Source organism: Candidatus Poribacteria bacterium, from assembly GCA_009839745.1.
Classification (GTDB): Bacteria; Poribacteria; WGA-4E; order WGA-4E; family WGA-3G; genus WGA-3G.
The window spans coordinates 19214-43243 of the sequence record VXPE01000017.1 but is presented as its reverse complement, the minus strand read 5'-3'; the positions used below and the strand labels follow the sequence as shown (position 1 = coordinate 43243).

General features: G+C 48.3%; 22 protein-coding genes. 18 read left to right on the top strand and 4 right to left on the bottom strand.

Annotation, left to right across the window (positions count from 1 at the left end; all coding sequences use genetic code 11):
* Nucleotides 1–68 precede the first annotated feature (68 nt).
* From ftsW to F4X88_02745, 11 genes are all read left to right on the top strand, one after another.
* Nucleotides 69–1334 (top strand): putative lipid II flippase FtsW, encoded by a 1266-nt coding sequence (gene ftsW, locus F4X88_02795; protein ID MYA55200.1) that lies wholly within the window; start codon nucleotides 69–71, stop codon nucleotides 1332–1334.
* A 257-nt stretch (nucleotides 1335–1591) separates the two neighbouring features.
* Complete coding sequence (locus tag F4X88_02790) at nucleotides 1592–2767, top strand: UDP-N-acetylglucosamine--N-acetylmuramyl-(pentapeptide) pyrophosphoryl-undecaprenol N-acetylglucosamine transferase (protein ID MYA55199.1); 1176 nt, start codon at nucleotides 1592–1594, stop codon at nucleotides 2765–2767.
* 194 nt (nucleotides 2768–2961) lie between these two features.
* A complete protein-coding gene (locus F4X88_02785; GenBank protein ID MYA55198.1) occupies nucleotides 2962–4326 on the top strand; it encodes a UDP-N-acetylmuramate--L-alanine ligase in 1365 nt (454 codons plus the stop codon).
* Between the two features lie 88 nt (nucleotides 4327–4414).
* Entirely contained in the window at nucleotides 4415–5389 is a 975-nt protein-coding gene (locus F4X88_02780) for an FtsQ-type POTRA domain-containing protein (protein MYA55197.1), read from the top strand.
* A 76-nt stretch (nucleotides 5390–5465) separates the two neighbouring features.
* Complete coding sequence (ftsA, locus tag F4X88_02775) at nucleotides 5466–6692, top strand: cell division protein FtsA (GenBank protein MYA55196.1); 1227 nt, start codon at nucleotides 5466–5468, stop codon at nucleotides 6690–6692.
* A gap of 205 nt (nucleotides 6693–6897) precedes the next feature.
* The gene (gene ftsZ, locus F4X88_02770; protein MYA55195.1) at nucleotides 6898–8172 is read left to right on the top strand and encodes a cell division protein FtsZ; all 1275 of its coding nucleotides are present in this window, start codon (nucleotides 6898–6900) and stop codon (nucleotides 8170–8172) included.
* A gap of 207 nt (nucleotides 8173–8379) precedes the next feature.
* The gene (locus tag F4X88_02765) at nucleotides 8380–10104 is read left to right on the top strand and encodes a radical SAM protein (protein MYA55194.1); all 1725 of its coding nucleotides are present in this window, start codon (nucleotides 8380–8382) and stop codon (nucleotides 10102–10104) included.
* An 8-nt stretch (nucleotides 10105–10112) separates the two neighbouring features.
* Nucleotides 10113–10895 carry a LamG domain-containing protein gene (locus F4X88_02760; GenBank protein MYA55193.1) on the top strand — a complete coding sequence of 261 codons (783 nt, stop codon included), beginning with the start codon at nucleotides 10113–10115 and terminating at the stop codon, nucleotides 10893–10895.
* Nucleotides 10896–10950: 55 nt separating this feature from the next.
* The gene (locus F4X88_02755) at nucleotides 10951–12129 is read left to right on the top strand and encodes a tetratricopeptide repeat protein (GenBank protein ID MYA55192.1); all 1179 of its coding nucleotides are present in this window, start codon (nucleotides 10951–10953) and stop codon (nucleotides 12127–12129) included.
* Nucleotides 12126–13823 carry a CRTAC1 family protein gene (locus F4X88_02750; GenBank protein ID MYA55191.1) on the top strand — a complete coding sequence of 566 codons (1698 nt, stop codon included), beginning with the start codon at nucleotides 12126–12128 and terminating at the stop codon, nucleotides 13821–13823. The genes F4X88_02755 and F4X88_02750 overlap by 4 nt, the downstream gene beginning before the upstream one ends.
* 107 nt (nucleotides 13824–13930) lie before the next feature.
* Nucleotides 13931–14383, top strand: a complete 453-nt coding sequence (locus F4X88_02745) for a PCRF domain-containing protein (GenBank protein MYA55190.1) — start codon at nucleotides 13931–13933, stop codon at nucleotides 14381–14383.
* A 141-nt stretch (nucleotides 14384–14524) separates the two neighbouring features.
* On the opposite strand, the gene F4X88_02740 is transcribed toward F4X88_02745, so the two are convergent.
* The 4 genes from F4X88_02740 to F4X88_02725 form a co-directional block, all read right to left on the bottom strand.
* A complete protein-coding gene (locus F4X88_02740) occupies nucleotides 14525–15316 on the bottom strand; it encodes an NAD(P)-dependent oxidoreductase (protein ID MYA55189.1) in 792 nt (263 codons plus the stop codon).
* 103 nt (nucleotides 15317–15419) lie between these two features.
* Nucleotides 15420–15650, bottom strand: a complete 231-nt coding sequence (locus F4X88_02735) for a hypothetical protein (protein ID MYA55188.1) — start codon at nucleotides 15648–15650, stop codon at nucleotides 15420–15422.
* Nucleotides 15651–15907: 257 nt separating this feature from the next.
* The gene (locus tag F4X88_02730; protein ID MYA55187.1) at nucleotides 15908–16915 is read right to left on the bottom strand and encodes a Gfo/Idh/MocA family oxidoreductase; all 1008 of its coding nucleotides are present in this window, start codon (nucleotides 16913–16915) and stop codon (nucleotides 15908–15910) included.
* Between the two features lie 130 nt (nucleotides 16916–17045).
* The gene (locus tag F4X88_02725; protein MYA55186.1) at nucleotides 17046–17759 is read right to left on the bottom strand and encodes a hypothetical protein; all 714 of its coding nucleotides are present in this window, start codon (nucleotides 17757–17759) and stop codon (nucleotides 17046–17048) included.
* Nucleotides 17760–17956: 197 nt separating this feature from the next.
* On the opposite strand from F4X88_02725, the gene F4X88_02720 reads away from it, so the two are divergent.
* The 7 genes from F4X88_02720 to F4X88_02690 all read left to right on the top strand — a co-directional run bounded on the left by F4X88_02720 (nucleotide 17957) and on the right by F4X88_02690 (nucleotide 23902).
* Nucleotides 17957–18718, top strand: a complete 762-nt coding sequence (locus F4X88_02720; protein ID MYA55185.1) for a LamG domain-containing protein — start codon at nucleotides 17957–17959, stop codon at nucleotides 18716–18718.
* A 9-nt stretch (nucleotides 18719–18727) separates the two neighbouring features.
* Complete coding sequence (locus F4X88_02715; GenBank protein MYA55184.1) at nucleotides 18728–19333, top strand: peptidylprolyl isomerase; 606 nt, start codon at nucleotides 18728–18730, stop codon at nucleotides 19331–19333.
* A complete protein-coding gene (locus F4X88_02710) occupies nucleotides 19311–19925 on the top strand; it encodes a peptidylprolyl isomerase (GenBank protein MYA55183.1) in 615 nt (204 codons plus the stop codon). The genes F4X88_02715 and F4X88_02710 overlap by 23 nt, the downstream gene beginning before the upstream one ends.
* A gap of 179 nt (nucleotides 19926–20104) precedes the next feature.
* On the top strand, nucleotides 20105–20476 hold the full coding sequence (locus F4X88_02705; protein MYA55182.1) for a hypothetical protein: 372 nt from the start codon (nucleotides 20105–20107) through the stop codon (nucleotides 20474–20476).
* Between the two features lie 58 nt (nucleotides 20477–20534).
* Nucleotides 20535–20900: a DUF1844 domain-containing protein gene (locus F4X88_02700; protein ID MYA55181.1), complete on the top strand. Its 366-nt coding sequence runs from the start codon at nucleotides 20535–20537 to the stop codon at nucleotides 20898–20900.
* Nucleotides 20901–21209: 309 nt separating this feature from the next.
* Nucleotides 21210–22229, top strand: a complete 1020-nt coding sequence (locus tag F4X88_02695; GenBank protein ID MYA55180.1) for a potassium channel protein — start codon at nucleotides 21210–21212, stop codon at nucleotides 22227–22229.
* A gap of 134 nt (nucleotides 22230–22363) precedes the next feature.
* Nucleotides 22364–23902 (top strand): YifB family Mg chelatase-like AAA ATPase, encoded by a 1539-nt coding sequence (locus F4X88_02690; protein ID MYA55179.1) that lies wholly within the window; start codon nucleotides 22364–22366, stop codon nucleotides 23900–23902.
* Nucleotides 23903–24030 lie beyond the last annotated feature (128 nt).

Genomic DNA, 24030 nt, shown 5'->3' with positions numbered 1-24030 from the left:
TATAAAGGATATCCCATGGATTTACAACTCATTACTAACTGGCAACTTGGGTTATAATAGTGGAAAAAATGGGACGCAATTATCAAAACTCTATCCGTAGCAATAAGAACCGTAAATCCAAACCAAAATCTGGGTTCAAATGGACAAACACGCGCGTCTATTCCGTTGTAGAGGAACAGCAGAAACAGGCAGAAGCACCCCCGCCGCCAAGATCGGGACGAATGGATAGAGGGTTGATCGCGCTTACGCTTTGTCTGATTGCGATAGGCATTCTGATGGTATACAGCGCAAGCCATCTTCTCTCTTCAAGACACTATGATGGCTATAGTTACCGCTATCTACAGATACACATCATCGCTTGTGGGATTGGTTTAGTGGGTATGTTCTTTAGTTCCCATCTACCGTACCGATTTTATGCGAGGTTCGCAAATCTTTTTTTGATACTCTCCTTTATCGGGTTATTATTGGTTTTCGTCCCAGGTTTAGGAACAAGCGTGCAAGGTGCAGAAGGCGGTAGATTTAAACGCTGGATCAACATAGGATTGCCTATCAATTTTCAGCCTGTGGAATTTGCAAAAATAGCGTTGGTGATACATGTGGCAAACTTCATAAGTCGCAATCCAGAACGCGTCAAGAGTTTCTTCAACGGCGTACTTCCGAATATCTTAATTGTAGGTGCTGCTTTTGGTCTCGTATACATCCAACCGGATTTCGGGTCGGCGGCCTTATTAGTCGTAACAGCATGCACCGTGCTATTCGTCGGCGGTATGCGTCTCTGGCATGTGGTGGCACTTGGCGGCACAGGCAGCGCGCTTGTCAGTTTACTGATCATCCGGGATTCCTATAAACTCAAACGGCTCATGGATTACTTGGCAATGCTGAAATCTCCTGATGCAACGAACTATCAGTTAACACGTTCACTCGACGCCCTCGAAAGTGGTGGACTCCTCGGTTTAGGCATCGATAGCAGCCTTCAGAAAATATCACGTCTTCCGTATCCACACACAGATTTTATTTTTGCCGTGTTAGGTGAGGAATTCGGATTTATCGGTGCCGTGACTGTGACTTTTATTTTTATGCTTTTTGTATGGCGAGGCCTCCACATTGCCCGACATGCGAGCGACCTCTTTGCTTCTTTGCTTGCCACCGGAATTACGACCCTCATCGGGCTGCAAGCATTCATTAATATTGGTGTTGTGACGGGCTTGCTGCCGACAAAAGGGATCACATTGCCATTTATCAGTTACGGGGGTTCATCAATTGTTCTGAGTCTGGTAAGCGTTGGGATCCTGTTGAATATATCACGTAGCAACATTCAAAACACAGATTTTTAATTATTCGCAAGGCGTTAAACGAGGCAATTGGTTCATTGACATTTTTTTCTCATATCCGCTTGCGCCGTTGTTGCAAGCTGCCGTCTTCAACTAATTTCGTAACTGTAGCCCGTAATGAAATGGAGGGCGGATAAACGGAAAGGAACATCGAAAGTTCAGATGCCCTGACCGAACCGCAAGGAAAAATTAAAAATCCGCAAGGAAAATTAAAAATAGCAGAAACCGACGACCGCAGTTTATTGGCACTGCAACGGCATGTGCCCCAGAAAAAAATCGTTATCGCGGGGGGCGGGACAGGCGGGCATATCTATCCGGCTATCGGTATTGCTCAGGCACTGCAACGCTTGGATGCCACTGTAGACATCGCGTTCATTGGGGGTTCGGACAAGTTGGAATCAACGCTTGTCCCACAACATGGCTTTCGCTTCTTGCCTATTTCGGCTGCAGGGTTTCCGCGTCGCCTCACTTTACAGTGGTTACCCACCCTTTGGAAGACGTTTCATGGACTTATTCAGTCATTGCGATATATGAAGGCGTTGAAACCAGACATCGTTATAGGAACGGGCGGATATGTTTCAGGTCCGGTTCTGTTAGCCGGTCTTCTGTGTAAGATTCCGATTGCTATCCAAGAACAGAATGCTTCTGTCGGCTTAACAAACGGTATATTGGCACGATGGGCAGATGTCGCCTACCTTGCTATGGAATCGGTTCGCGTGAGCAATGCGTTTCGACAAACCACACGTATAGAGATAACAGGAAATCCGATCCGTCCAGCTATCGCTGCATTCCCGAGGCGCCAAGAAACCTATAGAAAATTCGGGTTGCACCCAGAGCGGAAAACTATCTTTGTGATGGGTGGGAGTCAAGGTGCCCATGCTATCAATGAGGTAATGGTAGCCGCGTTGCCACATTTAGCCGAATATGCCGATCAGATCCAGATAGTTCATCAAACGGGTGCCATGGAAGTAGAAAAGGTTCAAAACTTGTATGATGAGGTACTCGCTTCACAGCGAACCGCCACCTCGACTCTCATACAAGACAATAAAGCACGAGTTGAAGGTTCGGAATTTTTATACTGTGTTAAACCTTTTTTCGATACTGTTGAGGAAATCTATAGCATCGCAGACGTTATGGTGTGCCGAGCAGGAGGAATGACTATTGCCGAGGTTACCGCATGCGGTATCCCTGCCATCTTCATACCCTTACCTTCGCAAACTGGAAACAACCAAGTCTTAAACGCTCACACCGTTGCAGAAGCCGGTGCGGCTGTTGTCCTTGAACAAGGCACTTTCACAGTAGAGACCCTGGTTAAAAATCTAACGAATATAACCTTGGAGGGAAATACACGCGAACGGATGGTAACCGCAAGTCGAGCACTTGGCAAACCGGACGCCAGCGATGCCATTGCCAAGTCAATTTTCTCAATTAATTGAATCTGGGCACTGCTCGATTACATTTCGCAGTGGTTCCCTTCTAAGTTATGTGCATGTTTTAGGTTGTAAAAGGTTTTTAACTTCCAATACGAATAAAAAATGACGGCAGCCTGCCAAAATACGCAGGTGCCTCTTTAACGACACCCCTTATGAACCCAATCGCTGGGGTTTAACGCTTTACGAACAATTAAAAAATGTTTGGAAAAACACGACACATCCATATCATTGGCATCGGAGGTGCTGGCTTAAGTGGCATCACTGAGATCCTGCTGGACCTTGGATTCCACGTAACAGGTTCAGATATCCAAAAATCATATACGACGGAACACTTGCGCGAACGCGGGGCAACTATCCATTATGAGCATGCAGCCTCACACATACAGGGTGCCGATGTCATCGTTATGTCTCCGGCTATTCCACCTGACAATCCAGAACTCCTCGCTGCAGAAACGCAGAATATTCCAATCGTCAGGGGCGCGGAGATGCTAAATGAAATTACTCGCATGCGCTATAGCATCGCCGTCAGCGGAACACATGGAAAAACAACCACAACAGCGATGACTGCAACAGTCCTTGCCAGTCTCGATCCGACGGTCGTTGTAGGCGGGAAACTCATGAATGGCAGTCATGCGCGAAGCGGCAAAGGTGATGTTATGGTAGTCGAAGCAGACGAGGCCTACGGCTCTATTGAGATGTTTTATCCCACTGTTGCTGTTGTTACGTCAGTCGATGCTGACCATCTGGATTATTACCGTAGCGTTGACGAGATTGGTGAAACCTTCCTCAAATTTATCAATAAGGTTCCGTTCTACGGGACTGCAGTTCTCTGTTTAGATGCTGAGAACATCCAGAGGTTTATCCCGCGTGTGAAAAAGCGTTATATTACTTATGGACTTGAAACGCGAGCGGATGTGACGGCTGAAGGTATTACCGCAGAAGGTCCGACATCTCGTTACCGAGTTCGCAAAAACGGACACCTATATGGCGAAATCCACCTCAAAATGCCGGGGCGCCATAATATTTCTAACTCCTTAGCAGCAATAGCCGTTGGGCTTGAACTTGATATTCCGTTCGATCAAATCCGGGAGCGGCTTGAGTCATTTCAGGGAGTCCATCGCCGCTTTGAAGTTCTCGGTGAAGCGAATAACGTCATCGTCGTTGACGATTATGCACATAATCCAGCGAAACTGAAAGCCGCCTTAAGTGGTGCGCGCGAAGGTTATAAACGGCGTATCGTCGCAGTTTTTCAACCACACCGATACCAGCGCGTCAGAGATTTAGCAGATGAGTTTTCTCGCTCTTTTTATCAGGCAGACGTGCTCATTGTCACTTCAATCTATAGTGCCGGTGAAGCACCTATTGAAAACGTCACGGCTGAAAAACTGGCAGAAGCGATACAATCACACGGGCATCGTCATGTCTTCTATGTACCAGATACAGATGAAGTTACCGACCTCTTGATGAAAATAACACAACCAGAAGATATTGTTATTACACTGGGAGCCGGGGACATTAGTAAAGTAGGACACGCGCTTTTAAATAGACTTTCAAACGATTAACGCCGGGGACCGTTCCATTACATTTTTGAACCTTGTAGGGTTGGCATGTTTATAGGGGAATAGTGCTCAGAAGCCAATACATTAAAAAATGACCAGACTCAATCATTTAAAAATTGGTAAAAAGCGGAATGAATACACATGGCAGACTTCCATGCCTGCACGCCGGCTTGGTAAACATCCAAACGCCAAAATATATGTATGGCGGCGTATAATTCTCGTCATCGCGGTCATCGTTACTTTATCGTTTGCGGGAAAAATAGTGCTCGGTTTCTTTAGTGCTGAATACGTTTCACTTGAACTTTCAGGAAATATGCACTATACTGATGTACAAATCTATGATGTATTAGGCGAGAAGTTAGAAAATATCGTCACGGCTTCCGAAGAACAAACAGCCCGCTATCTAAAGGAAAATTTAAGTTACATTAAAGAAGTTCATGTCGTTAAACATGTAATGAAGCGGGTACTCACCATCGAAGTCACTGAACGTGAACCTTTCGCGCTCCTGGGGGTCAGTAACGCTCCGCAAGCGGACATGCTCAAGGCACACACATTAGGAAACCAACCCTTCACTGTCAGTGCGCTACGCAATGGTGATATTTCGTTTTTTTTGGTAGATAGCGAAGGACATGTGTTAAAAACTATAGAGGTTAAAGAAACAGGTCAATGGAGGTCTGAAGGGATACCTGAAGAGATGGTAATACTTTCGGTAGTGAGCAATGAACTCCCGAGAATTGGGACTATCGTTCAAAGCAGCGAGGTTCAATTAGGATTAGCACTTTTAAAAACTGTCCTACTTCAGGAACCAGCACTTGCGGCACAAATACGGATTATTGACGCAAATGATTTCCAAAAAATTCAGCTACAGATTGATGCGCTGCCTATACCTGTATGGCTTGCTGGAGATGCCCTCGAATCCGGGCTTCATCATACTGCCCTGCTTTTAAAACAGTATAGAACTCAGATTCTTGAACTTATTGGTAAGAGTCCGAGTGCCCAAAAGCCATATTTGGACGTAAGGTACCAAGATACACTCTACTTGGGGGGTTATGCCAAAAACAGGTAGTCCTATCCTTATAGCATGACTCCGTATCTGTTTACGGTTCCCCTTGATATTTAAAGAAGGAGGTGAAAACATTTAAATGCCAAAACAAAATATTATCGCAGGACTTGATATCGGTTCAAGCAAAATTTCGGTAGTTGTTGGGAATACACTGCACGGCGAGAGTCCCAAAATAGGAATTATCGGCGTTGGTCACGCCACTTCGGAAGGACTTCGGAGGGGAGTTGTCGTTGACATCAACCAAACAGCCGAGGCGATTCGTAAAGCCATTTCCAGTGCTGAATTGATGGCGGGCGTAAAAATAGACTCTGTCTGCGTCGGTATTTCCGGTGAACATGTTATTGGGCAAACGTCACACGGGGTTGTCTCTGTAGCAAATACCGAGATCTCACAGGACGATGTTGACCGAGCGATGATAGCTGCGAAGGCAATCTCCATTCCCGCAGACAGGGAAATACTGCATGTACTCCAACAGAATTTCGTCGTTGATGCCCAGAGTCGTATTCGGGAACCTGTCGGTATGTCAGGCGCCCGTCTTGAAGCTTACGCCTACATTATTACAGGTGGCACAACAGCTATTCAGAATCTGCTCAATAGCATCGAAAAAGCAGGCGTGCCTATAGTTGAAACGCTTGTCGCCGCACCGCTCGCAGCAACGCAAGCCACTATCTCAAAGGATGAGCGTGAAGTCGGCATTGCACTCGTTGATATCGGTGACGGAACGACTGAAATTATCATTTACAAAGAGGATTCTATTGAACATACAGCCGTAATTCCTGTTGGCGGCCAGCACGTTACCAACGATATTGCGCAATACCTAAAAGTCACCCTTCCAGAAGCGGATGCACTTAAACTTCACCGGGGCTGCGCGTGGACAGAATTAATTGACCCTGATGAAGCTCGATCCATTCCAGTCGCGGGCGACTCAACACCCCCGCGTTTCATCAACCGGATTGAACTTGCCCAAATTATTGAATACCGTATGGCTGAAATCTTGGACGCAATCGGTGACGAATTAGGTAATATTCCACTTCCAGGTGGACTCGTCCTCACTGGGGGTACTGCGCTGATGGATGGTTTGCAAGAACTCGCTGAAGCCATGCTCCAATTGCGCGTCCAGATCGGATACCCACGCGGTTTGCAAGGCTTGACTGACCGAGTGAACCACCCAATGTACTCGACAGGAATAGGACTCGCCCTTTACGGCGAGACTTTGCGGCAGTTAGAACGTGACCACAACGCACGTTATAGAGGAAACGCCTTTGGCTCATTTCTGCAGCGTGTCAAAGAATGGTTTGGATATTAAACGTTCTCCACATTATTTAAGAGGGTAACCCCGTCTCATACCAAACTATTAGCAACACTTGACTTAACTTCGCTAATAGCGTATAATTTAATGTGAAAAAGCGAATTCATGAAAGTTAATAAGGAACCTCGGTCTGGAGATTGAGGCTATAATGATAGGAGGAATTAGGTTGCTGTCTCATTGCATATAGCAATTGAAATTCAACATGATAGAATTTGAACAGGAAGAATTTGAAAGTCTACGCGCCAGGATTAAAGTCATTGGAGTGGGTGGAGCAGGTGGAAACGCTGTCAAACGTATGATTGAAGCAGGACTTACTGGCATAGAATTTTATGCCGTCAATACAGATCAACAAGCACTCGTGACCTGCCGGGGTGCGACTCAAATCCAAATTGGCGTTAACACGACCGAAGGCTTAGGTTCCGGGGCAAACCCCGACATTGGCAGAAAAGCCGCCGAAGAAGACAGAGAACATCTCCAAACTATCGTAGAGAATGCAAATATGGTCTTCATCACCGCAGGTATGGGAGGTGGAACCGGTACCGGCGCAGCACCCATCATTGCTACACAAGCAAAAGAACGTGGAGCCCTGACGATCGGGGTTGTGACACGTCCTTTCAACTTTGAGGGACAACGCCGCGCAGCCACCGCCGAAGAAGGACTCGAAGAACTCCGAGCTGCTGCTGATTCCGTAATCGTCGTACCAAACCAGCGTCTCATCGATACTATGGACAGGAAACTCCCAATTCGAGAAGCATTTCGCATGGGAGACCAGATTCTTTTACATGGCGTTAAAAGTATATCTGACATCGTTACAGAATCCGGCGAAATTAACGTTGACTTTGCCGACGTTGAATCTATCATGCGAAACGCAGGAAGTGCTTTGATGGGCATGGGGCATGCGACGGGAGACAACCGCGCCCAAATCGCCGCAGAACAAGCCATCAGTTCTCCTCTCCTTGAACAAACTAATATTGCGGGTGCTGTCGGGATGATCGTGAATATAACCGCACCGCCGGATTTCATGATGCACGAACTCGATGAAGCTATGGGGGTCATTCAAGATACAGCCCCCGAGGCACAAATTATTTTTGGACTTGTTTATAAAGATGAATTGGAACTCGGCGATGAAGTCCTTGTAACCGTCATCGCAACAGGATTTAATTCCACTGAAGGCGGAGGCTATGGCCTCGATGACACAGACACCTATCAAAGGCAGCCCCAGGCGACTTCTGAACAGCGTAGACCCAGTCCAAGCCGGGCAAGATCAAGGATCGCCAGAACACAATCCGATAGACCCAGGATTCCGAGGCGTGGGGCAAGCGCAAATGTTGAACCTCCTATAGAGGAGGATAACCGACCCCAAAATAACCCGCAGAAACCCGCCCGAGGCAGAGCTCAAGGCTCGCGGCAGCGTGAAACAGATTGGGAAATTCCGGCTTTTCTGCGCGTTCAAAAAAGACGGGGGAACGATAAATAGGAACGACTTCTATATCAACTCCTATCGCTTCTGATCCTTGTCGGAGGGGTTCGTAACCCCGAAATTTTTGATTGAGATTCCTTGAAAACTAACGCCGCACCGTGTTTTCATACCATCGTGCGGCGTGCATCGCTTTTTCACTTTTTTAGCATCGACCTTTTGCTTACGAGCATATTTCAAGTAAACTCTACTATACTTGAGGCAACAGTGAATCTACATCAACATTATCAACACTTGCGCAGTGAAGAACACGGCGCACATAATAACTTCAGAAAACCTAACAAATTCGCGCTCGTCTATCCGAGCACGTATGCCCTCGGTATGTCAAGTCTCGGTGTGCAGGTTATGTACACGACGCTTAACAACCGACCAGATACCGCTTGTGAACGCGTTTTTATCCCTGAACCTAATTATCTGCGGAAACTTGCCTCTCAAAAAAAGGCACTTTTCTCGTTTGAAACGCAGACCCCTTTGAACCAATTTGACATCATTGGGTTTTCAGTCTCCTTTGAATCAGATTATGTGAACATTCCTCGCGCGTTAGAATTGGCGAACATCCCCGCCCTTGCCGAGGCACGAACGGAATGGGATCCACTCGTTATTGCGGGTGGCATTAATATCGCCTACAATCCAGAACCGATTGCCGATTTTGTTGACGTTTTCGTCGTCGGGGAAGCCGAACTTATCATCCACCAACTCATGGCACATTTCGATGCGTGGAAAAGATCCGGTGCACCGAAGCGCGAATTACTCGAAACACTCGCAACTGTTCCCGGGCTTTACGTCCCACATTTTTATGACGTAACCTATCGCGAAGACGGGACGATTGATGCCGTCTCCCCGAAGCCCGGCGTATCGGCTCAGATTCGCGCAGGCGCGGTCCCAAAACTTGATGATGTCGAAACCTGCACGCACATCCACACCCCCAACACCGAATTCGCAAATGCACATCTCATTGAAATCGTGCGCGGGTGCGGTAGGCAGTGCCGTTTCTGTGTTGCAGATTATGCCCGCCGATGGCCGAGACATCGTTCTGTAGAAAGCACGTTGGCACTTGCAGAACGCGCACGCGGCATTACAGACAGAATCGGACTCGTCGGTGCCTCGATTTCTGATCATCCGCACATCGATGAAATCGCTACAGGACTCGTTGAACGTGGCTTTCGGATCTCCTGCGCTTCACTGCGCGCCGAAACAGTTCGCACGCCGCTGCTCGACGCACTTGCAGACAGTGAACAAGGGACCATCACCATTGCGCCAGAAGTTGCGACTGAAGAACTCCAAAAGGTTGTTAATAAAGCTATTCCACGTGAACGCCTCTACTATGTGTTTGAGGAAGCATTGAAACGTGATATTCTCAACCTTCGCCTATACTTCCTCATCGGTGTTCCTCATGAAACACCAGCAGATGTGGAAGCCATTGTCGATATGGCAAAGGAGATGCGAACTATAGTTCTCCCCCACGCGAAACGAACAGGAAAAATAGCGCGTATCCACTTTACGATTTCACCCATGGTGCCAAAACCCCATACACCTTTCCAGTGGGTAGCGATGGAACCCCCGAAAACTATCTCCCGAAAACTTGATTTCCTGAAACGCGAAATTAATCGACTGGGTAGCATCAAAGTTGGTTCCGCCAGTGCCAGACTCGCACATCAAGAGGCTGTCTTCGCACGCGGCGATCGGCGACTCGGAAAAGTCATCCTCGAGCTTGCACACGGGATGCCATGGAACCAAGCCTTCCGCAAACACGAATTAGTCCCACATTTTTACGCGACACGTCAACGCCCGCTGCATGAAACCAATCCTTGGGACCACCTTGACCTTAACGTTAAACCGCAATTCCTACAACTTGAGTTCCATAAACACGAAAAAGGGTTCACGACGAGTGAATGCGATACGACCGTTTGTAAGAAGTGTGGTGCTTGCTAAAAGGAGGAATGACTGTGCGCAAATTTGAACAATTTATAGGTGGACTCGTCGCAATATGTGCTCTGTTCGCCTTTACGACACCTTTACATGCTGGGTTAGAGGACAAATCTCTCGTTTTATACCTCTCTTTTGACGAAGGAAAGGGAGGGACAGCCGCAGATGGTTCCATATATGGTCACGACGGTGAATTTGTCCAGAATCCTAAATGGGTAGATGGACAGTTCGGCAAAGCCTTGGAATTCGATGGAACCAAGGGAGAACATGTCATCGTGCCTATCAACGACACCTTACAGTTAAGAGAACAGTTCTCTGTCGCTTTCTGGGTTAAGCGTGGCAAAGCCCAAATTCGGGACTGGAATTACATGGTCGCAGCCGGCTCCTTGAAATGGGCAACAATCTTTCAGAATGGTAGTCGCAAAACTTTTTTCTGGTCAACATCTGGTGGTACTTGGGCACAGAAAGCCCTCAGCACTGATGTTCAACCCGAAGACTGGGTGCACATGGCAGTCACACACGACACCAAATCAAAAGTCGTTATTTACAACGATGGGAAAGAAGCCGGTGGTGGCGCGAAACCGCCACCTGTTGATGAAATTGATGGTTCCATTATGGTGGGTGCCCGCCATCCGGGTCAAGAATTTTTCACAGGCGTCATTGACGAGGTGTTTCTTTTCAACCGGATCATCACTGAGGCAGAAATCAGCGAAATTATGGATGGCGAATTTCTGCCAGTAGAAGCCGCAGAGAAACTCGCGACCACATGGGGCAGCATTAAAGCCGATCGCGATTAAGAAATACGCTTGACCAGGGCGGTTCCAACGCCGCCCTTACATCAGAGAAAAGCGTATGCGAAAATATATCATTATATTCATCCTCGTAGGGGCTGGGTTGCCCATCCCGGCTTTTATAAATATCGCTGTATCCGACACTTCACCTGCCGAAGCGTCTTACAAGAGTGCCACGACCTACCACGATCTCGGAGAATTTGAACGTGCCATCTCCGAATACAGAAAAGCCATCGCACTTAATCCAAATTCCCCTATCATTTTCAATAGACTCGGTGTCGCATATTCCGAACTGAAGCAATACGATGCCGCACTTGATGCCTATAAGAGCGCACTTGCGTTGTCTCCTATGACGGCTGAACCGCACTATAATATAGGGCTGGTTTACCTCAAGAAAGGCGATCTCCCACATGCCCTCAAGGCGTTTAAGCGCGCGATTGCTATTGACGCAGAATGGGGAGATGCGTATACCGGACTCGGCGAGGTCTACTTGAAACAAGGTGATTTCGGACAAGCCATTCGCGCCTATAAACAAGCCACGCGTCTGAATCCAAACGGAAATCCGAGTGCCATTTTAGGATTAAGTAAGGTTTATGCAAGGCAGGAACGTTGGGAGGATGCCATCACCGCGGTTGAAAAGGCTATTGAAATCCATACGGATAACACAGAAGCCCATTATCAACTCGCTCAAATTTATATCAAACGCGGCGAAAAGAAAAAAGCCACCGCAGCGATGGCATTTTTCAAAGTTCTTCGCCAAACAGATCCGCTCCTCAAAGAAGCCGAAATATGGGTAAAAAGACACCCCAACGACGCAAGAGGTTATAATAATCTCGGTATTGTTTATCTCGCACGTCGTCGGCCTGAGGATGCAATTGCGAATTACAAACACGCCATTTCTCTTGCCCCCGATTTAGCCACTGCGCACTACAATTTAGGGCATGCCTACCATAAGCAAGGAAAAATGAACCTCGCTATAGCGGCTTACAAACAAGCACTCACTCTCGACACCACACTCGCGATTGCACATAACAATGTCGCCGTCTGCTATATAGAATCGGGGATAGATTTGGATCAAGCCCTCTCTCATGCCCGAACCGCTGTTCGTCTGGTCCCGACTGCGTCGAACTATTGGGATACGCTTTCGCAAGTTTGCACCGCCCTTGGGTTGGAAAGCGAGGCGCGACACGCACATGCCCGTTCAACGAAAGGACAGGAAAAATACACCACCGAACGATGAGATGCTTCTGCTATATCATTCTCTTTTTCCTTCTGAGTCTATCCACTTCTGCAGAAGTCCAATTCGTTGACGCGACCGCTGCTGCAGGAATCACATTTCGGCACGTCGATGGCAGAACCGGTGAGAAGTATCTCCTCGAAACCCTTGGATCCGGTGCGGTCTTTTTCGACTTTGATGTTGATGGGGCATTGGATCTCTATGTAGTGAACGCTACACACATCCCCCCGCCAACCCCTGAAAAAACGCCTCAGACACAAGCCCCTCGAAACAGACTCTATCGAAATAACGGCAACGGCACTTTTACTGATATTACAGACAGCGCAGGCGTTGGAGATACCAGCTACGGCGTCGGATGCGCAGCCGCTGATGTCAACAACGACGGCTATCCTGAAATTTATGTAACCAACTATGGACCGAATCGCCTCTATTACAACAACGGGGATGGCACCTTTACCGATATGACGCAAAAAGCGGGAGTCGGCGATGAACGCTGGGGCACAAGTTGTGCCTTTCTGGATTACGATTTAGATGGGTACATTGACCTATACGTCGTCAATTACATGAAATTTTTTGTCGCGGAAAATGAATGGTGGGAAACGGAGGGGATTCGGACCTATTGTAGCCCGACAGATCAGATCGCTGGCAGCCATTTTGTAAGCGAGCCAGATATCCTCTATCGCAATAACGGCGACGGCACCTTCACAGATGTCACCAAAGCTGCAGGCATCTCACATCGTGCCCTCGGTCTCGCTGTCGCAGTCGGAGATTACGATAATGACGGTTATCCCGACCTGCACATCGCTAACGATATGGAAGCAGACCTGTTTTACCACAACAACGGCGATGGCACGTTTACCGAAACCGCTGATCTCACCGGAACAGGATATGATGAAAATGGCTTCCCGGGAAGTGGTATGGGAAATGCATTCGGTGATTACAATAACGACGGTTATCTTGACCTCGTCGTCAGCAACGCCTCTGGACTGCCCGCACTTCTCTATCAAAACGAAAACGCCGCGTTTTTTACCGATGTCTCTTTTGTCTCAGGAATTGGAGCAGTGACGCTCCCGTATTTTAAATGGGCGGTCGAATTCTTAGACTATGACAACGACGGTTTGCTGGACCTATTTGTTGCGAACGGACATCTTCAGGAGAACATCTCGCTTTTTTCGGAGAGCACCTATCCGCAGATGGATTTGGTTTTCCGCAACGTGCGTAGACAGAACGGCACACATCATTTCACTGATATGTCTACCGAGGTCGGATTGGCAGAATTCCCCAAAAAAGTCAGCCGCGCTGCGGCGTTCGGGGATTATGACAATGACGGAGATACCGATATTTTTCTCAACAACTCCAATCAACCCGCAATGCTTCTCCAAAACGAGGGGGGTAACAGCAATCACTGGTTGACGATCCAACCCATCGGTACCCGAAGCAATGTGTCCGGTATCGGCACAAAAATAGTTGTGAAAGCCGGTAACCTGTCTCTTACCAAAGAAGTCCGGAGCGGTGCGAGTTACCTCTCACAAAGCGATCTACGTGTCCATTTTGGATTGGGAAAGAATTCAGCCGTGGATACCCTCGAAATTCGCTGGCAGAGCGGTCTTACGGAGCAATTTTCTAACCTGAAATCCGACCAAATTCTCCGCATTCAAGAGGGGCACGGGATTGTGAAGGGACAGGAAACAAGATAAGTTAACGATTTGTGTGGCTAAAGAATTTGCAATTTCTTTCCTTTCGTGATATACTCTTAAAATCAGTAGCCGAAATATGATTTACTATCTCCAAAAGGAGACACACAATGAAAATCACCTTCGCCCTCTCAATACTGTTCTGTGTCATCGCGCTGCCAGTTCTTGGTGAGTTGACCAGTCAAGACTTGGAGAAGATACGTGAGATCGTCAAAGACTCAGAAAACGAGTTAAAGGCGGAAATAGAAAAAATAAACGAAAAGATTGATAAGTTAGAAGAACGGCTTAGAACGGTAGAAACAGATGTTGCGACAATCAAAGGGTATCAGACCGGAGAGCAAACTACCACAGAGACAAGGACAAATTCAATTGTTGCTATTGCAGCAGCAATTTCTACTGCAATAGCAATTTTAGCCTTAATCGTCAATGCGTTCAGAAAAGACCCTCAATTGGAAACATTCTCACGCGTCATAGAAAATTTGGCTACAAGCCGAACCGAAGAAAAAACAACTCAACCGGAAGGCGAGAATACAGATACCACAAGTGTTTCACAACAAGTATGATCGATCCGTAAAGGAACGTTTTGGTCTAATTCACAAGGGCGGCGGAAACTAATGGAAACTATGCCATGTCTTTCCGTTCATCCCAAACCTAAAGGATTGGGCTTTCAATCCGTGAAATCAGTTCAGATGTCATAAAGATCTTTACGTATCTCCATCAGGGATCTCCGGCCAATTGTGAGCTGGTGAATATCCTAAATCGTCCGCTGCCTGTCTCCACGCGAAACGGGAATCCGCACGACCCGCGACGGCATTATACGCGCCATACTTCACCGTCTCTGTTTCAATGGCGCGTGCGACACACTGTGCGACATCCCTGGGGTCCACGTAAACGAACCAAGGATCCGTCACAACTTCAGGAGCTGCAGGTCCCGGATTCTGTCCGTCTCCCTCTATCACTCCCGGGCGGACATGGATCACGTCTAACCCGTATGCTTGATGATACGCCGCACCGATCCGCTCGCCGAGGTACTTCGCCAACGCGTAGTAAAGATCTCCCGGACCGAACTGGAAGGCATCGTCCACCTCGTAAGGTAACCTTGCGCTTGGCGCAGGAGGACACGCCGAAATACTTGAGATGTTAACCAACTTTTTGACACCCTGCTTTACACAGGCTTCCGCGACGTTCCAGGTCCCTTTCACCATAACATCCGCAAACAGCGAGGCGGGTTTATCAGACCGTCCCCGCACCAGTGCAACGAGATGGACGACAGCATCTTGATCTGCACACACCGCCTCAATTTCGGCAGCATTTGTCACATCTGCCTTGATAAAAGTTGTGCCTGAAACCGTCCGATCCAATTCAACAATATCAGTGAGCGTGAGTTCATACGCACCACACAACCGATCAATAACAAATTGTGCCAGATAGCCATTCGCACCCGTAATCAAAATTTTTTTAATTTTCCTTGCGGTTCGGTCAGGTCGGTTCAACATTTGAAGGACTTCTCCGTATATCCGCCTGCTCCGTTGTTGCAGGCTACAATCATGAAAAGAAACATGCCTCTGCAAGGGCGAAACGACCTTACCTCCACACGTCTCAGCGCGCAGGTGGCATTATCTGCGCATAGAGCGCGTTGTTAAATCCGACAAAGAAACTATCTCCACTTCGCACTGTAGGCGCTCGCAGGCTACCGCTCCGTCCCATTACCACTTTCAGGATTGATTCCTGCGTGTCTGCGGTCGGCACAAAGGTTTCCACGCGCTGCCCTTTCGCAACAACGATTTGCGCCGCGCTGCCCATTAAATCCCAAACCGCTGTTGCATCCATTCGCTCTTTTCGGGCATCCGTCCGACTTTCTGGTTGTAATCCGTGTTCGTCAAGAAACTCTTGAACCTTTTTACACGAGTTTCAGCTACTTCGAGAATAAATCCAATCTATCATTTTAATTATTCCTTGCGGTTCGGTTAGGACCTTGGGTAGATAGTGTTCCTTCCCGTAGTCCCGCCTGCGTGTTTTTGTGAATCAACGCTGAATGCGCGTGTGGCATTCAGCGGGGTATTTCTGCGGATTGTTGCAGGCTACAATTACAGGTCCTTCACATTAATAAATCTGCCGGTGCCCCGACTTTGGACCGCGGCATCAATCAGGGCAAGGGTCTCAATTGCATCCGCGAATGGCGAACGAATGAGCGTTCTATCGCCTGTTTCAATGGCACGCAACCACGCTCCGGATTTGTCTAAACCCAGACTGTTTTCGGAAGTCACTGATTCGTTGACGATCTCACCGTTAAGGTATCCACAGATAACGTTATCCGTCATCTTCGCTTGTAATCGCAAATGCGGCCCGACGACTTCAACCTCAAAACTAAAGCCTTCGGTGCCACAGTGATTCATGTGTGTTCCGAAAACGCCATTGTCCAGTTGATAGGTCATCTGAATGGCATTTTCGGCATCGAATTCGGTTCGTTCCAACGCCATGTTTTTAGCAGCGAGGGCATGTGCTTGCACAGGCTTCGGATTTCCCATCACAAAACGCGCACAATCCAACACGTGCACCGCCTGTTCCGGCAAGGGACCCCCGCTTATATCATATTGTAAAAACCAAGGCGACATCCGGAAACTCAGATAATAATTAACGGTGCACACCGTCCGCACGAGGTGGACCGATTCCGAAGCGATCAACGCTTTCAGCCGTTCATAGAGTGGATGATAGCGGAGTTGGAACCCAACAGCAGCAATGACATCCGCCTTCTCGATGCATGCGAGGCATTTCCTGCCTTCAGCCATGTTCAAGGCGGGCGGTTTTTCAACCATCACAGGGATACCGCGGTCGCATGCCATTTGGATCGGTTCAAGTCGGATAGGAGGGGGTGTCGTGATAACCACGCCGTCCATGTCCACATCAAAGAAGGCATCCAACGCCGTAGTTGCGAGTGCTGATTCGGCATGCGCTGTGAGTTCGCGCGCCGCCTCAAGTCTTACATCATGGACGGCGACAACCCGCGCACCATAATTGGTTATCGCCCCCTGATGATGTCTTCCCATATTGCCAGCACCAATAATGCCTATTGCTAACGGCTTTTGATCGCTCATTGTATTTTGAGGTCCCCCCACGTTACCGCGAATTTCCTTTCATCCTCTTGCTACGGCGTAACGCTTGTTTTTTGTAGGCACAATTTGGGCATTAGCGAAATGTCCTAAACTCTGCCTACAACCGATGCGTTTATTCCGTCTTAATCTCTCCCCACGTTGTGGCAGCCTTCCCGTCCGGCTCAACAGCCATCGGGTCTTTGCCGCCGTAAATTTCGATTTCATCAACGCGAGCCCCGCCATTCGTGCGAATATGGAGACGTAACCACCGTGCCTCTACATCTTTGAAGGTAAACTCAGTCGTTTCACTAATCGGATCGCCCTTGTGCGTATAAACCTTCGTCCATGAGTTGGCATCGGAGTTTGGATCCGCCTTCGAGGTTGCGACAAGAATATCAAAGTCAGCAGTCGTTCTGTCGACAAATCCCTGCGAATGATCGCTACCGAAGTAGATGCGGTTCACATTCGCCACATCCCCCATATCAATCTGCGCCCAACCGGGTATCGCACCGATAATCCAACTCCGGCAGTTATTGTAAAAACCGTCGTTGAGGTATTCAACACAGTGTCTGCGAGGACACCATCCCTCGAGCTGCGAAGAGGCTTCCGGTTTCGCATCTTTGAGGAGTGCCAAATTGGGTTCCTTGTCTCGAACCGTCGGCACAAATTCAGGTCCCGGCTTGCCGCCAGCATCACATTCATCCGTTGCCGCTTTTTTGTCCTGCGCCTTAAACTCGTAACGCCCGAACTTTTCAGGTCCCTTCGCTTCATCATGGACTGCGAAGACAACAAGCGTGCTCATTAGCATCGCTACTATCACAACCCCCCAATACTTTGTCCATCCCATTGTCTATTCCTCCATCTTTGCGGTAGTACTTACCCTCATACTAACACAAGTGAAAAATTGTTTCAAGAAAATGGTTATCCCTTGACTTTTTTTTTTACTGTTGTTATCTTAAAATTGTATCAACCGTTTAGAAATTTTCAATTTTTGTTGACACCTGAAAAGATGTCGTTTATAATGCTACTTCAGGAGGTAGTAATTTGAAACAGTGCGCTATATTTGGGTTACTCGCTCTCATTTTGATAAGCCTTTCAGCGGTTTGCAGTGCCCAAGAGTTGGTTTTGCATCTTTCCTTCGATGAATTAAATGGGGACGTTGCAAAGGATCGGTCCGAATTTGGTAATGACGCAACTTTTAAAGGGAAGCCGAAATTGATTGACGGCGTTTTCGGACAAGCATTGGAATTCGATGGAAAAACCTCCGGTCAAATTCCCGATCATGCGAGCCTTGATATCGTTAACGGAATTACCATTGAATTTTGGGTGATTGTTAAAGGGGGAGAGGCAATTCAGAGCGGCGTTGAAAAAGGAGTCGCTTGGGTCTCCGGTTTGTATAACCTTGCAGCCCTGTATAACGGCGGAACAATCCTTCAATTCTTCGACTTACCCGAACCGTGTAACGACGATAATATCGGTCCCAGTATCCAAGATGGAGAATGGCATTTCCTTGCCGGAACATGGGATGGTAAGGATATCCTACTTTATATTGATGGCGAACTTGAAGCGGAGATGCCGTGTAAGGGTGAACTAAAGCCCAATGACGATCCGCTCTTTATCGGTGCACGCGGCGGAAGTGGCCGCTTCCTCACTGGTGCCTTAGATGAAATCAAAGTGTACAACTATGCCTTAACCAAAGCAGAATTGCTCAAAGACATGGAAGAGCCTGTCCCGCTGCATGTTGACGCACAGGACAAATTGACAACCGTTTGGGCACGTCTCAAAACCGATGAATCCGCACAATAAAGGAGGGTTATGAAAGTAACACGCCATCTGTTGGCGCAGTTCACGAACCAAAATCTGCTTTATAAAAGTCCAACGTTTTTTCTTTTACTACTGACTGTAATCGGCTGCGCGCTTCCGTTCAGCCAGAACCTAACGCCTGAAGAACAGGTCGCGGTCGTCACAACCGACAAAGGCACTTTTGTGCTCGAGTTCTACCCCGATGCTGCCCCTGTGGCAGTAGATAATTTCATCAAACTGATTAATCAAAAGTTTTACGATGGCTTAACATTTCATCGAAAAGTCGATGCCCGCGGTTTGAATATCATCCAGGGCGGGTGTCCAGAAGGCGATGGAACAGGTGGCCCCGGTTGGACTATTGTCGACGAGTACACAAACCCGAACCAACGCCCACATGTCAGAGGCACATTGGCAATGGCTCGGCCCTCCGTGCCAGACTCAGCCGGGAGCCAATTCTATATCTGCTTGAAACCCCAACCCCATCTTGACGGAAACTACACTACCTTCGGGGGTGTAATTCAAGGGATAGATGTCGTCGATCAGTTATCAATCGGCGATGTCATGACCAAAATCCGATTGGAGGCGAAGTCAAAATATGTTCAGGCAACAGCAGAATAAGCAACATCGGCAGTTCGCATCCGCAGCACTTTTTATTTTAGCGACATTCTTCGCTACTTTTGTGCTGAGTTGCGCACAAGAAGATAAGCCAGCCCCCGTTCCGCGTGCCCGTCGCGCGGGTACAGGCACCGCAACAACCGCGGCAAAACCGCAGATCAATCCCGCAACGGTCGTCGCGGTCGTTGAAACGGCAAAGGGGACCATTGAATTTGAATTTCTCGCAGCTGAAGCACCGGAAACTTCCAAGAACTTCATCAAAAACGCGCAGGTGATGTATTACAAAGGTGAGAAGTTTAATCGTGCAGAAGAACTCCTTATCCAAGCAGGCTCAAAACTTGCCGCTGGAGATACACTCCCCATTGAGAACGGTTCGCAAGAGATGTCGCGAGGCGTTGTCGCTATGGCAAAAGAGGAGGGTGCAAGCGTTTCCTACGCATCGGAATTCTTTATCTGCCGAGGGGACGCGATCCTCGATAGTGATTACACCATTTTCGGAAAAGTCACCAATGGGATGGACGTGGTTGACAGCATCGTCGTCGATGACGTGATTACGAACATTACCATCCGAGACAAGGGAATGCCCGCTGAGTAAAGGCATGCAAGAAAACAGGAAGCGTGGAAGAAACTGGAACGGAACAACGGAAGAAGGGAAGAGTGGGTACCCATCCTTCTATCCAACCCAATTCCCTTCCAGTCTTCCAACTTTCCACGAGTGTGGTCTTTAAAGGAATACTTTAGAACTACGAAGCGTTTAATAACAAGGAGGCATCTATGGCATTAACAGTTATCCGCACGGCTCGCCCAAGTCCCGTTTGGCAGGAAAGTTACGTGCGCGTGGAAAAAGGGCAACGATTGATTATCGATGCAGAAGGCGCGTGGTCACCAGATTTGCAAAATCGGACCGGATGGTGCGGTGGAGACGGGGTTCCGAAGACCCCGGGTTCCAGCGATTACCTGCTTCCCGGCACGAATATCGGTGCGCTCATCGCTAAGATCGGAGATGTCGTCTTCGCTGTTGGCTCACGCTACGACAATCCCGCCCCCGGTGACGGTGTTATTTTCCTCGCAATGAACGAAAGCCCAAATAACAATAATCAAGCAGGAAGTTTACTTGCACAAATCATCATCTTCGACGACGAATAGGGAAATCCTTCGTGTGATAGACTCGCCCTAAAGGGCGAATTGGAATCAGGAGTACTATATGGAAGAAACTACGGCTCAGGCGGAAGGTCAACAAATTCCTTCTGTCGATTTTATTAGTTATCTTGCCAACCTTGTAGAAACAGGACGGCTCTACTTAGAGGGAATCCCGAACCCCGAAACCGACGAGGTCGTTACGAACCTCCCGCTCGTGAAACATATTATTGATACGATTGAGATGCTTGAGGAAAAAACGAAGGGAAACCTCACTGCCCCAGAATCCAACTTCTTGGCAAATACCCTCTATGAACTCAGAATGGGCTATGTCCGTGCCATCAATAGACAAGAAACGGTCACACAGCAAGAAGGACACACTGAAGAAACCGAGGAAGAGGTCTCCACGGAAAACATTGAAAATCCATCTTAATCGAAGGTTCAGTAATCACTGAGACAAACCTCAACACTGTCGGTTTTTATGAAGGATCTGCCGTAAATTAGATTAACTCCCTTAAACGCTTAAGGAGAATCGTCTATGGAATTCTACCACGGCACAACATTAAGCAGTGCAAGAGGGATTATTGAAAACGGGTTCCGTCCGCGCGGCGGAGCCGTCTGGTTCACAAATGCTTGATAGAGTAGCATACCGCACGCTCTTCGACCTCGCGCGGCACGATCCGAATCCTGCTGTCAAACGCAGTGCTAAAAAGCAGTATCAGAATTAAAACGAAAAGCAAGAATGAATTATCAACGCAAGATCCTCTTTGCCATGGCACTGCTCATCGGCTTGCTCGGGACCGGGACGATCGGCTACCTATTGCTCGAAAGGGATAACCCCGAAGGGGAGTGGCAACTTCTCGATGCAATCTACATGACCGTCATCACCCTAACAACCGTCGGTTATGAGAACATGGGGATGAGCGATGCTGGACGAATTTTCACCCTATTTCTACTCATTGGCGGGTTCGGCGTGTTCACCTATAGTGTTACGATCGCCACCGCATTCCTGATTGAAGGGCAACTACAAAGTTTTTTCCGACAACAAAAAATGGTTCGAACTGTCGATAAATTAGCAAACCACTATATTGTCTGTGGACTCGGCGATACCGGGGTCCATGTGCTTGACGAGATGCTAAAGTCAGAAGTAGATTTCGTCGGTATCGAACTCGAGGAAGAGCGACTCCTCCACCTCTCTGACACACGAAACTTTCTATACCTCCACGGCGACGCAACCGATGACGAATTGCTCATACGGGCGGGAATTGAACGTGCCAAAGGGCTTGTCACATGCCTCAGCCGTGACCAAGATAATCTGTTCGTCGTGATCTCTGCGAGAAAACTGAACCCCCGGTTAAGGATCGCCTCTAAAGCCGTCGAAGACAATTCTCCCGGAAAACTCATGACTGCAGGCGCAGATGAGGTCGTCCTACCGGATCACATCGGTGGACTCCGCCTCGCCTCCGGCATCCTCCAACCACAACTCGTAGGGTTTTTGGAAAATATTACCCAAAACCGAGACGGTGCCCAGTTCACCGAATCCATTATTCAGGCAGGTGCCGCCTTGGACGGGATCTTGCTCAAAGCCGCCAGCATCCACGAACAAACCGGTTTAGTTGTTATCGCAATCCATGATAACGATGGGACGTTCCTCTATAATCCTCCTGGAGATAAGAAAATTGGAGCCGGTGACGCTTTGCTGGTCATAGCCAATCAGAAGCAGTTACAAACATTACACAAACTCACCGGAGATTCAAGTTAGTGGAAAAACGTTGACCTGTTATCTTCCGCGTGATATAATAGTGTCAGAATTTGCTGGACATTGAATCTCACCGCTGCAAAAGACACGCTCACAAAACACACTGAAACTCTTACAAATCGGAAGGAAACACATATATGCTCGCAACCGTCCTAAGCAGTGCAATGCTGGGAATCGATGCTTACATCGTGAAAGTTGAGGTAGATGTCTCAGGTGGAATGCCGGCTTTCAGTACTGTTGGCTTACCGGACAACGCCATCAAAGAGAGTCGAGATCGGGTTACTGCCGCCATTAAGAACTCTGACTTCTACTTCCCACCGACCCGAATCACGGCGAACTTAGCACCTGCGGATATTCGAAAAGCGGGATCGGCGTTTGACCTTCCCATCGCAATCGGTGTTATGGGAGCTACCAATCAAGTAAACCTCGCGAGACTTGAAAACGCAATAATTTTAGGCGAACTCGCACTTGACGGCAGCATTCGCGGGATACAAGGTGGACTCCCGATCGCTATCGCGGCAAAAGAGAATGGCATTCAAGACCTCATCCTGCCAGCTGAAAACGCGAAAGAAGCCGCGATTGTGGAAGGTGTGAACGTCTATCCGGTCACAAGCTTAGCAGAGGCTGCTGCATTCCTCAATTCGGAGAAAGAGATCGCCCCAGAACCCCACACGCTTAGCACTCACGGACCCAAGGCACATCCTGACGCACTTCTTGATCTGCTCGATGTGAAAGGGCAGGAACATGTCAAACGCGCCATCGAAGTCGCCGCCGCAGGTGGGCATAACCTCATCATGATCGGACCCCCCGGTTCAGGAAAGACCATGATAGCGAAGCGAATTCCATCCATTCTGCCGAGACTGTCTATCGACGAATCCTTAGAAACGACGAAAATCCAAAGTATCATCGGTATTCTACCGAACGACACACCTTTGGTTGTGACGCGCCCATACCGTTCACCCCACCATACAATTTCAGACGCAGGTTTAATCGGGGGTGGAAACATACCGCGTCCCGGTGAAGTGAGTCTTGCACACAACGGTGTCCTCTTTTTAGATGAACTCCCTGAATTCCGACGAAACGTCCTTGAAGTCATGCGACAACCGCTTGAGGACCGGCAAGTCACCATCTCCCGCGCATCCGCATCCCTTACTTATCCAGCGAACTTCATGCTCGTCGCCGCCATGAACCCCTGTCCCTGCGGATTTTTCAGCGATCCGACCAGAGATTGCAAGTGTTCACCCACTCAGATTCAAAACTACGTCTCCCGTATCTCTGGACCGCTCTTAGATAGAATCGACATCCAAGTTGAAGTGCCAGCGGTGAAATACGCAGAACTTGCTAACGAAACAACCGGCGAACCCTCGGCACACGTCCAAGAACGGGTTGAAAAGGCACGGCAGATTCAACAGCAACGCTTTGCAGACACGACAATACACGCCAACGCAAGCATGGAATCTAAGCAGATACGAGAATACTGCAAAATTGATTCCCAAGCACAAGAGCTGCTACGGGTCGCGATTAACCAATTAGGACTCAGCGCACGGGCATACGACCGAATTTTGAAGGTAGCCCGCACCATCGCTGACTTAGAGAGGAACCCGCATATAGAGGCAGTTCATATCTCTGAAGCCATACAATATCGGAGTCTCGATCGGAACTTCTGGAAAAAGTAAGTCTACAAAGTAAGATCGGTTGTCAATTAAGAGGTATTTGTTAGTCCGAAACGCGTAGCCTGCAACAATACGCAGAAATACCCAAGCAAAAACACGCAGGCGGATTTGAGGGACGCGCGTTATAATCC

Coding starts and splice junctions, on each gene's coding strand:
- ftsW (MYA55200.1), top strand. CDS start 69: ATGGGACGCAATTATCAAAACTCTATCCGTAGCAATAAGAACCGTAAA.
- F4X88_02785 (MYA55198.1), top strand. CDS start 2,962: ATGTTTGGAAAAACACGACACATCCATATCATTGGCATCGGAGGTGCT.
- F4X88_02780 (MYA55197.1), top strand. CDS start 4,415: ATGACCAGACTCAATCATTTAAAAATTGGTAAAAAGCGGAATGAATAC.
- ftsA (MYA55196.1), top strand. CDS start 5,466: ATGCCAAAACAAAATATTATCGCAGGACTTGATATCGGTTCAAGCAAA.
- ftsZ (MYA55195.1), top strand. CDS start 6,898: ATGATAGAATTTGAACAGGAAGAATTTGAAAGTCTACGCGCCAGGATT.
- F4X88_02760 (MYA55193.1), top strand. CDS start 10,113: ATGACTGTGCGCAAATTTGAACAATTTATAGGTGGACTCGTCGCAATA.
- F4X88_02755 (MYA55192.1), top strand. CDS start 10,951: ATGCGAAAATATATCATTATATTCATCCTCGTAGGGGCTGGGTTGCCC.
- F4X88_02750 (MYA55191.1), top strand. CDS start 12,126: ATGAGATGCTTCTGCTATATCATTCTCTTTTTCCTTCTGAGTCTATCC.
- F4X88_02745 (MYA55190.1), top strand. CDS start 13,931: ATGAAAATCACCTTCGCCCTCTCAATACTGTTCTGTGTCATCGCGCTG.
- F4X88_02740 (MYA55189.1), bottom strand. CDS start 15,316: ATGTTGAACCGACCTGACCGAACCGCAAGGAAAATTAAAAAAATTTTG.
- F4X88_02735 (MYA55188.1), bottom strand. CDS start 15,650: ATGGATGCAACAGCGGTTTGGGATTTAATGGGCAGCGCGGCGCAAATC.
- F4X88_02730 (MYA55187.1), bottom strand. CDS start 16,915: ATGAGCGATCAAAAGCCGTTAGCAATAGGCATTATTGGTGCTGGCAAT.
- F4X88_02725 (MYA55186.1), bottom strand. CDS start 17,759: ATGGGATGGACAAAGTATTGGGGGGTTGTGATAGTAGCGATGCTAATG.
- F4X88_02715 (MYA55184.1), top strand. CDS start 18,728: ATGAAAGTAACACGCCATCTGTTGGCGCAGTTCACGAACCAAAATCTG.
- F4X88_02710 (MYA55183.1), top strand. CDS start 19,311: ATGTTCAGGCAACAGCAGAATAAGCAACATCGGCAGTTCGCATCCGCA.
- F4X88_02705 (MYA55182.1), top strand. CDS start 20,105: ATGGCATTAACAGTTATCCGCACGGCTCGCCCAAGTCCCGTTTGGCAG.
- F4X88_02700 (MYA55181.1), top strand. CDS start 20,535: ATGGAAGAAACTACGGCTCAGGCGGAAGGTCAACAAATTCCTTCTGTC.
- F4X88_02695 (MYA55180.1), top strand. CDS start 21,210: ATGAATTATCAACGCAAGATCCTCTTTGCCATGGCACTGCTCATCGGC.
- F4X88_02690 (MYA55179.1), top strand. CDS start 22,364: ATGCTCGCAACCGTCCTAAGCAGTGCAATGCTGGGAATCGATGCTTAC.